Here is a 13,663-nt window from a genome sequence, read left to right as displayed (position 1 = left end):
TTGATGACAAAGCGTCACCTCGCCGCAAGCGCCGCCCTGCTGGCCCTCTTGGCCGCGTGCGGCAGCAAGGTAGATTTAAAGCCGGTCGCGGGTCAGCCCGCACCGGCCGTCCCCGTCGGCGCCACCCGCGCGCCGACCACGGAGGAGCTTACGACGCCTGACGCGCAGGCCCGGCCTGCGCGCAGCGACGAACTTCTCAAACGGTCCGAACAACGCCAACCCGACGATTTTGACTTGCCGCCTCCGGGCTGAGCTTAGGACTTCTACCAATGAATCATTTCGACTACCGCGACGGCGTTCTCCACGCCGAAGACATTCCCTTGCCGCGCATTGCCGAAGAAATCGGTACCCCCGTTTACGTCTATTCGCGCGCCACGCTCGAGCGCCACGCTCAGGCATTCCGCGACGGGCTGAAGGACATTCCCAAGAAGCACATCGCCTTTGCGATCAAGTGCAACCCCAACCTTGGCGTGCTGCGTGTCCTCGCGCGGCAGGGCTATGGCGCCGATGTCGTGTCGGGCGGCGAACTTGAACGCGCGCTCGCGGCGGGCATGGCGCCCGAGGACATCGTCTTTTCAGGGGTCGGCAAGACCCGCGCCGAGCTGGCGCAAGGGCTCGACCGCGGCATCGGCCAGTTCAACATCGAGCATGAACCCGAAGGCATCGCGCTCGCCGAGATCGCGCTCGCCAAGGAAATGACCGCGCCCGCAGTGCTGCGCGTCAATCCCGACGTCGATGCGGGCACCCACGCCAAGATTTCGACGGGCAAGGCCGACAACAAGTTCGGTGTTGGCATCGACAGCGCGCCCGCGATCTTCGGCCGCCTCGCGGCGCTGCCGGGCCTCCAGATGCGCGGCGTCGCGGTCCATATCGGCAGCCAGCTCACCAGCCTTGCGCCGCTGGAAGCGGCGTTCATCCGCGTCGGCGAACTCGTCGCCGAGCTTCGCGCTGCGGGGCACAGTATCACCCATGTGGATTTGGGCGGCGGTCTGGGCGTGCCGTACAAGGCTGAGGATAATCCGCCGAGCCCCGCCGAATATGGCGCGATGGTCGCGCGCGTGACCAAGGATTGGGACGTCACCTTGATGTTCGAACCCGGCCGCGTGATCGCGGGCAACACCGGGGTGCTGCTTACCGAAGTACTCTGGGTCAAGCCCGGGGCGACCACCCCGTTCGTGATCGTCGATGCGGCGATGAACGATCTTGCGCGCCCCGCACTTTATGACGCGTACCACGACTTTATCGCGGTCAAGCCGAACGGCGAGACGATGACCGCGTCGATCGTCGGCCCGGTTTGCGAAACCGGCGACACCTTCGCGCGCGACCGCACGACCGACAAGGTGGAGGCGGGCGACCTTGCAGTCTTCCGTACCGCCGGCGCCTATGGCGCAACGATGGCATCGACGTACAACAGCCGCAGCCTCGTTCCCGAGGTTCTCGTCGACGGCGACCGTTATGCCGTCGTCGCCGACCGCATCGCTGCGGGCACGATCATGGCCGCCGAGCGCGTCCCCGACTGGATCGACTGACGATGGAGCAGCTTCCCATCTTCCTGAACCTGCGCGGCCGCACGGTCGTGCTGGTCGGGGAGGGGGAGGCTGCCGATGCCAAGGCGCGGCTGATCATGCGCGCGGGCGGGCGCATCGTGCCGGGATGGGAGGAAGGCGCGACCATCGCCTTCGTTGCACTCGCCGATGATGCTGAGGCGCGCGCCGCGGCGGAAGCGCTGCGCGCGCGCGGCTTGCTCGTCAATGTCGTCGATCGTCCCGACCTCTGCGATTTCACCACCCCCGCGATCGTCGACCGCGCGCCGGTCACCATAGCAATCGGCACCGGCGGTGCATCGGCGGGGCTCGCGAAAGCGGTGCGCCAGCGGATTGAGGCGTTGCTGCCCGCGCGGCTCGGCGCGCTCGCATTGGCGCTCCATACGGCACGGGCCGCGATGAAGGCGCGCTGGCCCGCCGCCTCCGACCGCCGCCGCGCGATCGATGCTGCCCTGGCGAGCGGCGGGGCGCTCGACCCGCTCGATGGCGACGCGGCGGACAAGGTGGATGCGTGGCTGGTCGCCGCGACGGACGCCGCGCCATCGCGCCTCGAAATCATTCGCCTCACCGGCCTGGACCCCGACGACCTCACGCTGCGCGCTGCGCGCCTGCTGGGCGAAGCTGACCATCTTTTTCACCCGGCGGACATACCCGTGGCAATCCTCGGCCGCGCGCGAGCCGATGCGGTACGGCATGTTGCAGAAGCTCCGCCGACCGTTCCTCCTCCGGGGCTGTCGCTGTGGCTGGAACGGGCGGACGGTTAAGCGAAGTCGAGATGCCCCTCGGCCTGGCGCCATCTCGATGGGTGTCTCGACTTCACTCGACACGAACAGGATGTCGGGAAACCGACCGATGGTGGTCGTTCAAGGTATGCATGTCGCTGGTCGAAACCTGACATTCGCGTGCTCGCAGCAACCACGAGGAGACCTTCGAGACTGCGCCCTATTCCTTTCCCTCGACCGATGCCATACTGGCGAAGAAAAACGGGGGGCGACGTTGAAAATAAAAGAACTGAGCGGGCAAGCCGCCCACCTCATTAACCTGAACAACATCAACGTAATCATGGGGCGCAATGGCGCGGGAAAGAGCCGCTTTCTCCGCGACATCGACCAAGTAACCAGTCAGAATATGCAGCTCTATAACGTTCGCTACGTTAGCCCCGAGCGCGCTGGGTCTTTCAAACGTGACGGCAACGTCCTTACGAACATGAGCAATGATCCCACTTGGCTACGGCAAGTTCGGTCGGTTAATCAAGCCAGCAACTTTAAGGCTGCATCAGCTATGCTTTTCCGCGAGGCCGAGACGCTTTACCTACGTCGCCTTGCCAGCACTCCTGAAATCAGAATGGATACGACGCGCAACTTCGACACAGACCGGCTGAGTAAGGTCAATCAGCTGCTAACCAACATTTCTCTTGAGATGGGTGCAGCCGATTTTGAGTTCCGTTCTCTCGCCGACGGCCAGATAGTAAGCCCGGATCAAATCAGCAGCGGCGAATCTGAGGCCGTCGCGCTGGCGGCCGAAATTCTCTACTTTTTCGACACTATCGACCCATCGAAGTTTAACGTACTCCTCCTTGACGAGCCAGATGTACACCTTCACCCAGATCTCCAAGCACGGCTGGGCAAGCTGATCATCGCTATGTTGGAAGAGTTTAGTGACCACGCAGAAAGCATCGCTATATGCCTTTTGAACCGCCCCGGGATTGCCGGAGGCCCCAACTCCTGAGAGGAAGGGCCTACGATGAGCAAGACAACCAACAAGTTTTCACCTGAGGTTCGCGCACGTGCGGTACGGATGGTGCTGGATCACGAAGGCGATCATCCATCACGGTGGGCAGCCATCGTATCGATCGCAGCGAAGATCGGCTGCGTGCCGCAGACGCTTCATGAGTGGGTGAAGAAGGTCGAGGTCGATAGCGGCAAGCGCGCCGGTGTTCCGACCGAGATGGCTGATCGCCTCAAGTCCCTTGAGCGCGAGAACCGCGAGTTGCGCCAGGCCAACGAGATCCTGCGCAAGGCGTCAGCATATTTTGCCCAGGCGGAGCTCGACCGCCCGTTCCGGAGATGACTGCCTTCATTGATGAGCATCGTGAGGTTTATGGGGTCGAGCCGATCTGCCGGGTTCTGCCGATCGCCCCATCCACCTACCACGAGCGTGTCGCTCAGCGACGAGACCCTGGAAGGCTATCAGATCGTGCCCGGCGCGATCGTGATCTGAAGCCCGAGGTGGTCCGTGTTTTTGCTGACAACTTCGGCGTTTACGGGGTGCGCAAGGTCTGGCGACAGATGAACCGCGAGGGCTTCGCCGTCGCGCGATGCACCATCGAGCGGCTGATGCGCGACCTGGGCTTGCAGGGTGTAATCCGGGGCAAGCCGGTGCGCACGACGATCAGCGACAAAGCCGCGCCTTGCCCGCTCGATCAGGTGAACCGGCGGTTCCATGCGCCGGCGCCCAATATGCTCTGGGTGTCAGACTTTACCTATGTCGCGACATGGGCCGGCTTCGTTTATGTGGCCTTCGTCATCGACGTTTATGCCCGCTATATCGTGGGTTGGCGGGTCAGCAGGACGGCGCATGCGAGCTTCGTCCTGGATGCCCTTGAGCAGGCCATCCACGATCGCCGACCGGCCCATCGTGGCGGGCTGATCCACCACAGCGATCGCGGCAGCCAATATGTGTCGATCAAATATACCGAGCGCCTCGCCGAGGCCGGGATCGAGCCGTCGGTCGGGAGTGTTGGCGACAGTTATGACAACGCCTTGGCCGAGACGATCAATGGCCTTTACAAGGCCGAGGTGATCCATCGGCGAGGTCCGTGGCGATCCTTTGAAGCTGTCGAATATGCCACGCTCGAATGGGTCGACTGGTTTAACAACAGGCGGCTGCTTGAGCCTATCGGTAACATCCCGCCCGCCGAAGCCGAAGAACGATACTATGCCATGCTGGACGACGTCTCCATGGCTGCGTAACTTAAACCAAATGGCCTCCGGCAGTTCCGGGGCGGTTCACACTGAGCCGACATCAAATAGTTATCGATGCTTTCTTTCTACTCGCCGCTCAACCAGACCGCGGCTACACAGTGTTTCAAACCATGATCGACCGATTATCGAACTGGTCTCATTTCGATCCCTATTGGTTCGAACAGAAGCAAAAGCTTGATCGCGCGGAAGCGGAAGCCAACATCAAACGGCTCGGAGATGCCATCACGAACCGGAATGCGCAAACTGAACGGCGGCGCGATAACTCGAGAGTGGCTGAAACAAAACGATCGAAGGGCCAAGATCTGTCGGCTCTGAAGACAGCTTTTCAAAAAATGTTCGGCTCAGACCTCACACCCCAAGCCCGCGGAAAACTCTTCGAACGTTTCCTTCAGGAACTCTTTTCCCGACAATCCATAAAGATGGGCGACCCATTCAACATCAACGGCGAACAAATTGACGGTAGCTTCAAATTTGAAGGCGAAAATTACATCGTCGAAGCGAAATGGCAGGACCCGTCGACGAGTACCGGCGAACTCTACAAATTTGCCTATAAGGTTGATGGGAAAATGCATGGGCGCGGTGTGTTCATTTCAGTCAACGGCTTCTCCAACCAGTCGATCGAAGCCGTCGTTCATGGGAAACATATTCAGACCATTTTGATCGACGGCGAAGATTTGTCGCACGTTTTGGACGACCGAATTTCCCTTGAAACGATGCTGGACTACAAAATTCGCGCAGCTCAAACTCGAGGTGAAATCTATGTTTGCGCAATCAGGCAGGTGAGCAAAGTTTGATGGAACTACAACATATTTCACCTTGGCCCGCTGAGGCCGAAACCCTCCTCCCCGTCCTCGTCGAACTGCGTCGCGCGATTCACCGCGAGCCCGAACTTGGCCTGCAAAACCCCAAGACGCTCGCGAAGATCAAGGACGCACTCGCCGGGCTGCCGCTCGAATTTCGCGAAGGGCCGTCGACCACCGGGCTCGTCGCGATCCTGCGCGGGCCTGCGAACGGCCGCACCGTCTTGCTGCGCGGCGACATGGATGCGCTGCCTTTGCTCGAGGATACCGGCCTCGACTTCAGCTCCGAAACCACCGGCGCGATGCACGCGTGCGGGCATGACACGCATGTCGCGATGCTCGTCGGCGCGGCGAAATTGCTCTGCGCGGCGCGCGACCGCCTGCCCGGCACGGTGATGTTCATGTTCCAGCCGGGCGAAGAGGGGCATCATGGCGCACGCTTCATGCTCGATGACGGAATCATCGATCCGCTGCCCGACGCCGCCTTTGCGCTCCACATCATGCCCAATGCGCCGCATGGCGTCTTTGCGGGCAAGGCGGGCCCCCTGCTCGCCTCATCCGACGTGCTGTCGATCACCGTCAAGGGCGCGGGCGGCCATGCGTCGATGCCGCAAGACACGATCGACCCGATTCCGGTCGCCTGTTCGATCGTCACCGCGATCCAGACGATGGTGACGCGCCGCATCTCGGTCTTCGATCCCGCCGTCGTCACCATCGCCAAGATCAGCGCCGGCACAACGAACAATATCATTCCCGAAACAGCCGAGATGCTGGGCACGATCCGCACGCTGTCGCGCGAACGCCGCGCGATGGTCGCGCGGGAGCTCAAACGCCTCGCCCCCGCGATCGCCGAGGCGCATGGCTGCACCGCCGAAGTCACGATCGACGAGGGCTTTCCGGTCACCATCTGCGACACCCGCGCCGCCACCTTTGGCCAGCGTGTCGTCGAGGAGACATTCGGCGAAGCCGCGTGGATGACGATGGACCATCCGGTGATGGGCGCAGAGGATTTCGCCTATGTGCTGGAAAAAGTCCCGGGCGCGATGTTCTGGCTCGGCGCAAGCCACGAAGGCAGCGACTGGCGAGCCTGCTGCGGCCTGCACAGCAACCGCATGGTCCTCGACGAAAAGGTCATGGCGCGCGGCGCAGCGCTGCATGCGGCAATGGCAGAGCGGTTCTTGAACGACGGTTTTGGCGCGCAATAATTTCACACAAAGACACAAAGAGGGCGGTCCATGTCGCCAAATTTGGAAGAACTCGCGAGCATAGTGATTGATTGCGGCTATTGACTCCATCGGAACTTGGGGCCTGGACTGCTTGAGTCCGCTTACGAAGCCATCATGGCGGACCAACTGGTCCGCCGGGGAATCTGGATCGAAAGGCAAAAGCCCATTCCAATCCGTTACGATGGTCTTCAGCTGGCCGAAGGCTTCCGCGCCGATTTGATGGTCGAAGGCAAGCTTCTCGTCGAACTCAAGTCTGTCGAGCGGCTCACACCACTCCATAGCAAGCAAGTCCTCACCTATCTCCGACTGCTCGATCTACCGGTCGGTTTGCTTATCAACTTTGGCGCCGCCACGTTCAAAGAAGGTGTGCGAAGAATCGCCAACGGTGATCTCACACGCTGACATCTTCGTGTCTTTGTGTGAGACTCAGTCAATGCTCTGCTTGCAGGGAAGCTCGTCGCTTCTCAGATGCGCCAACGCTGCGGCCATGCTGTGGCCATTCAAAGGAGTCCAATATGATCAACATCATCAGCGCCATCATCTCAGGCCTGATCATCGGCGCGCTGGCGCGCTTTTTCTATCCCGGCGCGGTCGACATGGGGTGGATCGCGACGATCCTGCTCGGCATCGGCGGGTCTTTGCTCGCCGGTTTCGCCGTCTCGCGCGGTCGGGGCGACTTCAATCGCGCAGGGTGTCTTGCATCGGTGATCGGCGCGATCGTGCTGATTCTGGTTGGGCGGCTGCTCGGCATCGGCGGCTGACGCCTATTCGATCATCGCCTCGACCGTCTCGTGCGGATATTGGACGAACTCGCGGTAGAGGCGGTAATGCGACGTATCTTCGAGCTGCGTCGGCGCGATACCCTGCGGCGTGATCTGCCATAGATCGGCATCGGGCAGCGCCATCAGGATCGGCGAGTGCGTCGCCATGATGATCTGGCTGTTGTTCGCGCGCTGAATACGGCGCAGCAGCTTGAGAAAATCGAACTGGCGTGACGGCGACAGCGCCGATTCGGGTTCGTCGAAAATATAAATGCCCTGCCGGTCGGCGTGTTCTTCGAAAAAGCCCAAAAAGCCTTCGCCGTGCGACCAGGACAGGTAATCGGGAGGAGAAAAGCCCGCATCGACGGCGGACTGATCGACATAGCGGGCGAGCGAGAAGAAGGTTTCGGCGCGAAAAAAGAAGCCATTGCCGATCTTGGGCAACCAGGCCGCGCGCAGGGCATCCGCCAGCACGCCCCCATCACCGCCCGAAATGTCCGACCGCTCGACGGCCCGATGACCATAGCCACCACCGCCCTCGCTGAACCCCGCCAGCACCGCAATGGCTTCGAGCAGGGTCGATTTTCCCGATCCGTTTTCGCCCACCAATATCGTGGCAGGTGCCTCGAACCGGATTTCGAAATCCGGGTCGCCGAACAGCGGGATATTGAAAGGGTAGGCTTCGCGATCGACGACGGGCCTGTCGCTATCCGCGACCCGCTCGGGCCTCCACACCCGCCGCAGATAGGGCGGCGGAAGCTTCGTTCGCGACCCGCCCCTAGCCAAGGCTCACGGCACCAGCACCGTATCAACCGCCTCCGGCAGCAGGTCGGGATAATCGAGCGTCGAGTGCAGCCCGCGGCTTTCCTTGCGATGGAGCGCGCTACGCACGATCAGGTCGGCGCATTGCAGCAGGTTGCGCAGCTCGATGAGGTCGGTGGTGACGCGGAAATGGCCGTAATAATCCTCGACCTCGTGGGTCAGCATGTTGATCCGGTGCTGCGCACGCTCGAGCCGCTTGGTGGTGCGCACGATGCCGACATAATTCCACATGAAGCGGCGGATTTCGGTCCAGTTCTGCTTGATCACCACCTCTTCGTCCGAATCGGTGACGCGGCTGGCATCCCACGGACGGATCGCCGGCGGGGTATCGAGCTGGTCCCAGCTTTGAATGATATGCTTCGCCGTCGCCTCGCCGAACACAAAGCATTCGAGCAGGCTGTTCGACGCGAGACGGTTGGCGCCGTGGAGCCCGCTTTCGGTGCATTCGCCCGCCGCATAGAGGCCGGGAAGATCGGTGCGTCCGTCGAGGTCGATCAGCACCCCGCCGCACGTATAATGCTGCGCGGGCACCACCGGGATCGGCCCTTTCGTCATGTCGATGCCGAGCGTCAGCAGCTTTTCATGGATGTTCGGGAAATGCCCCGCGACAAAGTCGGGGTCCTTGTCGCTGATGTCGAGGTAGACATAGTCGAGCCCCGAGCGCTTGATCTGGTCGTCGTTCGCGCGCGCGACGACGTCGCGCGGCGCGAGTTCGGCGCGCGGGTCGTAATCGGGCATATAGCGATGCCCGGTAACCGGGTGCTTCAATATCCCGCCTTCGCCGCGCACAGCCTCGGTGATCAGGAAATTTTTGACCTCGAGATTATAGAGGCAGGTCGGGTGAAACTGCATCATTTCCATGTTCGAGACGCGCGCGCCCGCGCGCCACGCCATCGCAATGCCGTCGCCAGTCGCCCCGCGCGGTGCTGTCGAGAATTGATAGACACGGCCAGCCCCGCCGCTCGCGAGGATCGTCGCGCGGCCGACATGCGCGTGGACCTTGCCAGTCTTTTCATCGAGCGCGTAAACGCCCCACACGCGGCCCGACCCCGAATAGCGAACCTCGTGCCGCCCCGTGATCAGGTCGATGCACGTCTGCCCGGGCAGCAAAGTGATATTGGGATGCGCCTCGGCGGTCTTGAGCAGCGCGGCCTGCACCGCCCAGCCGGTCGCGTCGTCGACATGGACGATGCGGCGGTGCGAATGGCCACCCTCGCGCGTCAGGTGCAGCGCCTCGGCTTCCTTATTGAAGGGAACGCCCATCTCGATCAGCCGCTCGATAGCATGCGGGGCATTTTCGACGACGAACTCGACCGTCTCGCGCCGGTTCAACCCCGCGCCCGCGACCATCGTGTCCTCTATATGATTTTCGAACGTGTCGCCGGCATCGAGCACCGCAGCGATCCCGCCCTGCGCCCAGGCGGTCGACCCGCCGGTGAGGTTACCCTTGGCGAGCACTAGCACGCGACAATGATCGGCGAGCGCGATCGCGGCGGTAAGGCCTGCGGCGCCCGAGCCGACGATGATGACGTCGTGCTCGCTAGTCGGTTCGGCCATGGCCCTTCCCTCTCATTCATTCGTCCTGAGTTTGTCGAAGGACTGTTCTTTTTGACCGCTAAAGAAAGGACCGGGCTTCGACAATCCCGGATCGGGTCCGGGACCGAACGGCAAAACAGCTATGTGTCAGCCATTCGCCGCCCGCGTCAAATTCAGGAACACATCTTCCAGATCAGCTTCGCGCGTCGACACATCGACGATGCCAAGCCCCATCGCATTGACCGCAGCGAGCACTTCGCCCGCGTTCATCCGGTCCTTGTTATAACTGATCGCAAGGCCGCGATCGCCCTCACGCTCGATCTTGTCGAACGCGGGATGATCGGGAAGCGTCACAATATCGGCGTCCAGCGTCACGACGACGACCTTTTCGCGCGCCATATCGACCAGCTCGCGCGTCGGCTTGTTCGCGATCAGCTTGCCATGGTTGATGATCGCGATCCGGTCGCACAGCTGTTCGGCCTCTTCCAGATAATGCGTCGTCAGCACCACGGTCACGCCGCGATCGTTGAGGCGCTGGACATAGTCCCACAATTGCTGGCGCAGTTCGATGTCGACCCCGGCGGTCGGCTCATCGAGGACGATGATCGGCGGCGAATGGACCATCGCCTTCGCGACGAGCAGGCGGCGCTTCATGCCTCCCGACAAGGTGCGGGCATAGGCGTCGCGCTTGTCCGACAGGTGAACCGCGGCGAGCAGTTCGTCCGAAATCCGCTTTGCCTTGGGCACGCCATAGAGCCCGGCCTGATTCTCCAGCGTCTCGAAAGGCGTGAAAAACGGGTCGAAAACGATTTCCTGCGGGACGATGCCGATCGAATATTTGGCGTTGCGCGGATCCGCGTCGATGTCGAAACCCCAGATGCTCGCCGACCCGCTCGTCTTGTTGACCAGCCCCGCGAGGATATTGATGAGCGTCGACTTGCCCGCACCGTTCGGCCCGAGCAGCCCGAAAATCTGGCCGCGCGGCACGTCGAAACTGACATTGTCGAGCGCCTGTTTGCCTCCAGCATAAAGCTTGGAGACGGCGTCGATGCGAATAGCGGCTTCGGTCATGGCGCCTTCCATAGCCGCGCTCCCCCGCCTGCGAAAGACTTCATCTCCGGCCTCATTTTTGCCCAGCGCCGCGTTAACGCTAAATTGGAAACTCGCCGCTAGGACAAATTTTGTGAGGACCAGCCACATCATTTGCCCGCTGCCTGCGCAGCGCGGCCTCGCCATCTTTGCGCCCTTGTTCGCGCTTGCCGCCGCTTCGCCGGCGCTGGCCCAGAACAATGCGCAAGGTCAGGCCGAAGCCATCGTGCTTCGTCCGCTTTCCTTCTTCAAGGTGGGCGACCTCGATTTCGGCGACATCATTGCGTCGGGAACCGCGGGCACCGTGCGCGTCGCTCCCGATGGCGCCCGCACGCGAACCGGCGGCGCGACACTGGCGGGCAGCGGCGGCGAACCCGCCCGCTTCGCGGGGCTCGGCAGCTTCAACCGCCAGGTCAATATTTCGCTCGGCGCGAACAGCATCTGGATTACCGGGCCGGGCACAAGGATGCGTGTGCGCGATTTCGAGATTGGCAGCACGCCGAGCGCAATCCTCTCGACCGGACCGACACGCTTTCGCATCACGTCCGCGCTCGGCAATTATAATTTTCCGATCGGCGCGACACTGGAGGTCGGCGCCAATCAGGCGCCGGGCGACTACAGCGGCAGCTTCACCGTCACCCTGAACTATCTCTGACCAACCAGCTCCGTGGGGGAGGACGGCACCGGGGACCAGGGACGCTCGAAAGGGCGCTTGCCGGTGCCGTCATGACCCCACACCGACGATCCTCCCTGTGCCGAAGGCATGGGGAGGTGGCAGCGGCGTAGTCGCTGACGGAGGGGCCAATAGCGTGACGTTGCGGCCCCTCCACCATCGCCTGCGGCGACGGTCCCCCTCCCCATCGCTGCGCGACAGGGAGGATTTGAGTTGCGCAGACCCGATTGCCGAGGCTTCGCACGCTTGCTATGGGCCCGGTCGATGACACAGCCCGCTCCCGAAACGATCCGCACGCCCAAGACCCGCATCGCCTGCGACGGCACCGGTGACGGCCTCGCCGACGCCGCGCTCGGTCATCCGCGCGTGTGGCTGGAAATCGACACCGACGAAGGTTTTGCCGACTGCGGCTATTGCGACCGTCGCTTCATCCTCATCGGCGGAATCGCCGACAAAGCCTGATCATGGGCGGCATCAGCGTCAGGGCCTGAGTCGTCGTCGGGATCGCCGATAAGGGCTGAAATCCGGCAAGCCGCACCGCAAGCGCACCGGCGGACCGCCAACTATCTCGGACAGCCCCTTTGCGCGAACGCGCCTGCGTGCCTATATCGCGGGCATGACAAGCCCGACCGATCCCCGCCGCTTCCTCTATCGCGCCGACGCGCTCGACCCCGATCTGGCGCAAAGCCTTGCGCGCGAGGCCTTGGCAAAGTCCGACGACGGCGAGCTTTACCTGCAATATCGCGCGACCGAGAGCTTCGGCTTCGATGACGGACGGCTCAAGACCGCCGATTATTCGACCGATGCCGGCTTTGGCCTGCGCGCCGTGTCGGGCGAGATGACGGGCTTTGCCCATGCCAGCGACATCAGCGCGGGCGCGATCCGCCGCGCCGCCGAAACGCTCGCGCTGCTCGATCCCGCCAAGGGGACACACGCCGCGCCGCCGCCGCGCACCAATCGCCATCTCTATGACGAAGCGAATCCGCTCGACCTCGTCCCCTTCGCCAAGAAGGTTGCGCTCTGCCAGCAGGTCGACGCCGCCGCCCGCGCGCGCGATCCGCGCGTCGTCCAGGTGTCGGTCAGCCTCGCCGGCAGCTGGTCGGTGGTCGAAATCGTCCGCGCCGACGGTTTCCTCGCGACCGACATCCGCCCGCTCGTCCGCCTCAACGTCAGCATCGTGGTCGAGGAAAATGGCCGCCGCGAAACCGGCTATTTCGGGCTCGGCGGGCGCTATATGTACGATCATCTGTTCGAGGATGCGCAGTGGAACCGCGCGATCGACGAAGCGCTGAACCAGGCGCTCGTCAATCTGCGCGCAGTCGATGCGCCTGCGGGCGAGTTCACCGTTTTGCTCGGCCCCGGCTGGCCCGGCGTCCTGCTCCACGAAGCCGTCGGCCACGGGCTCGAGGGCGATTTCAACCGCAAGGGCACCAGCGCCTTTTCCGGCCGCATCGGCGAACGCGTCGCCGCGCCCGGCGTGACCGTGGTCGATGACGGCGCGATGGAAAGCCCCGTCGGCGGCGGCCGTCGCGGTTCGCTCAGCATTGACGATGAAGGCACACCGACAGGCGAGACCATCCTGATCGAAGACGGCATCCTCAAAGGCTATATGCAGGACCGCCTCAACGCGCGCCTGATGGGGGTCGAGCCGACCGGCAACGGACGCCGCGAAAGCTTCGCCCACGCGCCGATGCCGCGGATGACCAACACTTTCATGCGCGGCGGCAACGACGATCCCGCCGAACTGCTCAGCCGCGTCAAGAACGGCATTTTTGCCAAGAGCTTCGGCGGCGGGCAGGTCGACATCGTGTCGGGCAAGTTCGTCTTCAGCTGTACCGAAGCCTATAAGATCGAAAATGGCAAAATCGGCGATCCGATCAAGGGCGCGACCTTGATCGGCGACGGCCCGAGCGTGCTCACCAAAGTGATGGGCATCGGCAACGATATGGCGATCGACGAAGGCATCGGTGTTTGCGGCAAGGCGGGCCAAAGCGTTCCCGCCGGGGTTGGGCAGCCGACGCTGCTGGTCGGCGGGCTGACCGTGGGCGGCACCGCCTGACCATCAACTCCCGTCGTTGCGAGCGTAGCGAAGCAATCTCCAGCCATCGGCCAAGCGTGAGTCCGGTCGCTGGAGATTGCTTCGTCGCCTTCGGCTTCTCGCAATGACGGGCGATAAAAGACCCCTGTGACCCGCCTCACTTGGCGTTCCGCACCTCCGCGCATATACA

At 62.7% G+C, this 13,663-nt stretch carries 15 protein-coding genes and 1 other annotated feature; of the genes, 12 read left to right on the top strand and 3 right to left on the bottom strand.

Features of this window, described 5'->3' with window-relative positions:
• Positions 1-3: 3 nt before the first annotated feature.
• The 9 genes from CDQ91_RS09445 (at position 4) to CDQ91_RS09405 (ending at position 7,315) form a co-directional block, all read left to right on the top strand.
• On the top strand, positions 4-252 hold the full coding sequence (locus tag CDQ91_RS09445) for a hypothetical protein (RefSeq protein WP_088472663.1): 249 nt from the start codon (positions 4-6) through the stop codon (positions 250-252).
• A 17-nt stretch (positions 253-269) separates the two neighbouring features.
• Positions 270-1,529, top strand: coding sequence for a diaminopimelate decarboxylase (gene lysA, locus CDQ91_RS09440; protein WP_088472466.1), 1,260 nt, complete (start codon positions 270-272; stop codon positions 1,527-1,529).
• Positions 1,530-1,531: 2 nt separating this feature from the next.
• Positions 1,532-2,308, top strand: coding sequence for a precorrin-2 dehydrogenase/sirohydrochlorin ferrochelatase family protein (locus tag CDQ91_RS09435; RefSeq protein WP_088472465.1), 777 nt, complete (start codon positions 1,532-1,534; stop codon positions 2,306-2,308).
• 88 nt (positions 2,309-2,396) lie between these two features.
• Positions 2,397-3,272: an AAA family ATPase gene (locus tag CDQ91_RS09430; RefSeq protein WP_201791882.1), complete on the top strand. Its 876-nt coding sequence runs from the start codon at positions 2,397-2,399 to the stop codon at positions 3,270-3,272.
• Between the two features lie 15 nt (positions 3,273-3,287).
• Positions 3,288-4,516, top strand: a protein-coding gene (locus tag CDQ91_RS09425) for an IS3 family transposase (protein ID WP_088470769.1) whose coding sequence is annotated in 2 segments (ribosomal slippage) — positions 3,288-3,576 and positions 3,576-4,516 — 1,230 coding nt in all. Because the reading frame shifts where the segments join, the coding sequence is not laid out codon by codon here.
• Positions 3,569-3,685: a sequence feature (AL1L pseudoknot), on the top strand. (Overlaps the previous gene by 117 nt.)
• A 122-nt stretch (positions 4,517-4,638) precedes the next feature.
• On the top strand, positions 4,639-5,322 hold the full coding sequence (locus CDQ91_RS09420) for a restriction endonuclease (RefSeq protein ID WP_088472464.1): 684 nt from the start codon (positions 4,639-4,641) through the stop codon (positions 5,320-5,322).
• Positions 5,322-6,533: a M20 metallopeptidase family protein gene (locus CDQ91_RS09415; protein ID WP_088472463.1), complete on the top strand. Its 1,212-nt coding sequence runs from the start codon at positions 5,322-5,324 to the stop codon at positions 6,531-6,533. Before CDQ91_RS09420 ends, CDQ91_RS09415 begins: the two co-directional genes overlap by 1 nt.
• Before the next feature lie 96 nt (positions 6,534-6,629).
• Positions 6,630-6,956 (top strand): GxxExxY protein, encoded by a 327-nt coding sequence (locus tag CDQ91_RS09410; protein ID WP_237245910.1) that lies wholly within the window; start codon positions 6,630-6,632, stop codon positions 6,954-6,956.
• 113 nt (positions 6,957-7,069) lie between these two features.
• Positions 7,070-7,315, top strand: coding sequence for a GlsB/YeaQ/YmgE family stress response membrane protein (locus CDQ91_RS09405; RefSeq protein ID WP_088472462.1), 246 nt, complete (start codon positions 7,070-7,072; stop codon positions 7,313-7,315).
• A gap of 3 nt (positions 7,316-7,318) precedes the next feature.
• Here CDQ91_RS09405 and CDQ91_RS09400 read toward each other — a convergent pair whose 3' ends face one another.
• The 3 genes from CDQ91_RS09400 to CDQ91_RS09390 form a co-directional block, all read right to left on the bottom strand.
• A complete protein-coding gene (locus tag CDQ91_RS09400) occupies positions 7,319-8,101 on the bottom strand; it encodes an AAA family ATPase (RefSeq protein ID WP_088472461.1) in 783 nt (260 codons plus the stop codon).
• Positions 8,102-8,104: 3 nt separating this feature from the next.
• A complete protein-coding gene (gene nadB / locus CDQ91_RS09395) occupies positions 8,105-9,694 on the bottom strand; it encodes an L-aspartate oxidase (protein ID WP_088472460.1) in 1,590 nt (529 codons plus the stop codon).
• A 126-nt stretch (positions 9,695-9,820) separates the two neighbouring features.
• Entirely contained in the window at positions 9,821-10,744 is a 924-nt protein-coding gene (locus CDQ91_RS09390) for an ABC transporter ATP-binding protein (RefSeq protein ID WP_088472662.1), read from the bottom strand.
• A 112-nt stretch (positions 10,745-10,856) separates the two neighbouring features.
• Between CDQ91_RS09390 and CDQ91_RS09385 the strand changes: the two genes are divergently transcribed.
• The 3 genes from CDQ91_RS09385 to tldD all read left to right on the top strand — a co-directional run bounded on the left by CDQ91_RS09385 (position 10,857) and on the right by tldD (position 13,494).
• Positions 10,857-11,417, top strand: a complete 561-nt coding sequence (locus CDQ91_RS09385) for a DUF4402 domain-containing protein (RefSeq protein ID WP_088472459.1) — start codon at positions 10,857-10,859, stop codon at positions 11,415-11,417.
• A gap of 282 nt (positions 11,418-11,699) precedes the next feature.
• The gene (locus tag CDQ91_RS09380; RefSeq protein ID WP_088472458.1) at positions 11,700-11,897 is read left to right on the top strand and encodes a zinc-finger domain-containing protein; all 198 of its coding nucleotides are present in this window, start codon (positions 11,700-11,702) and stop codon (positions 11,895-11,897) included.
• A 154-nt stretch (positions 11,898-12,051) separates the two neighbouring features.
• Positions 12,052-13,494, top strand: a complete 1,443-nt coding sequence (gene tldD / locus CDQ91_RS09375) for a metalloprotease TldD (protein WP_088472457.1) — start codon at positions 12,052-12,054, stop codon at positions 13,492-13,494.
• The last annotated feature ends 169 nt before the right edge of the window (positions 13,495-13,663 follow it).

This window comes from Sphingopyxis witflariensis, assembly GCF_002205635.1.
Lineage (GTDB): Bacteria > Pseudomonadota > Alphaproteobacteria > Sphingomonadales > Sphingomonadaceae > Sphingopyxis > Sphingopyxis witflariensis.
This window is presented reverse-complemented; position numbering and strand designations above follow the sequence as displayed.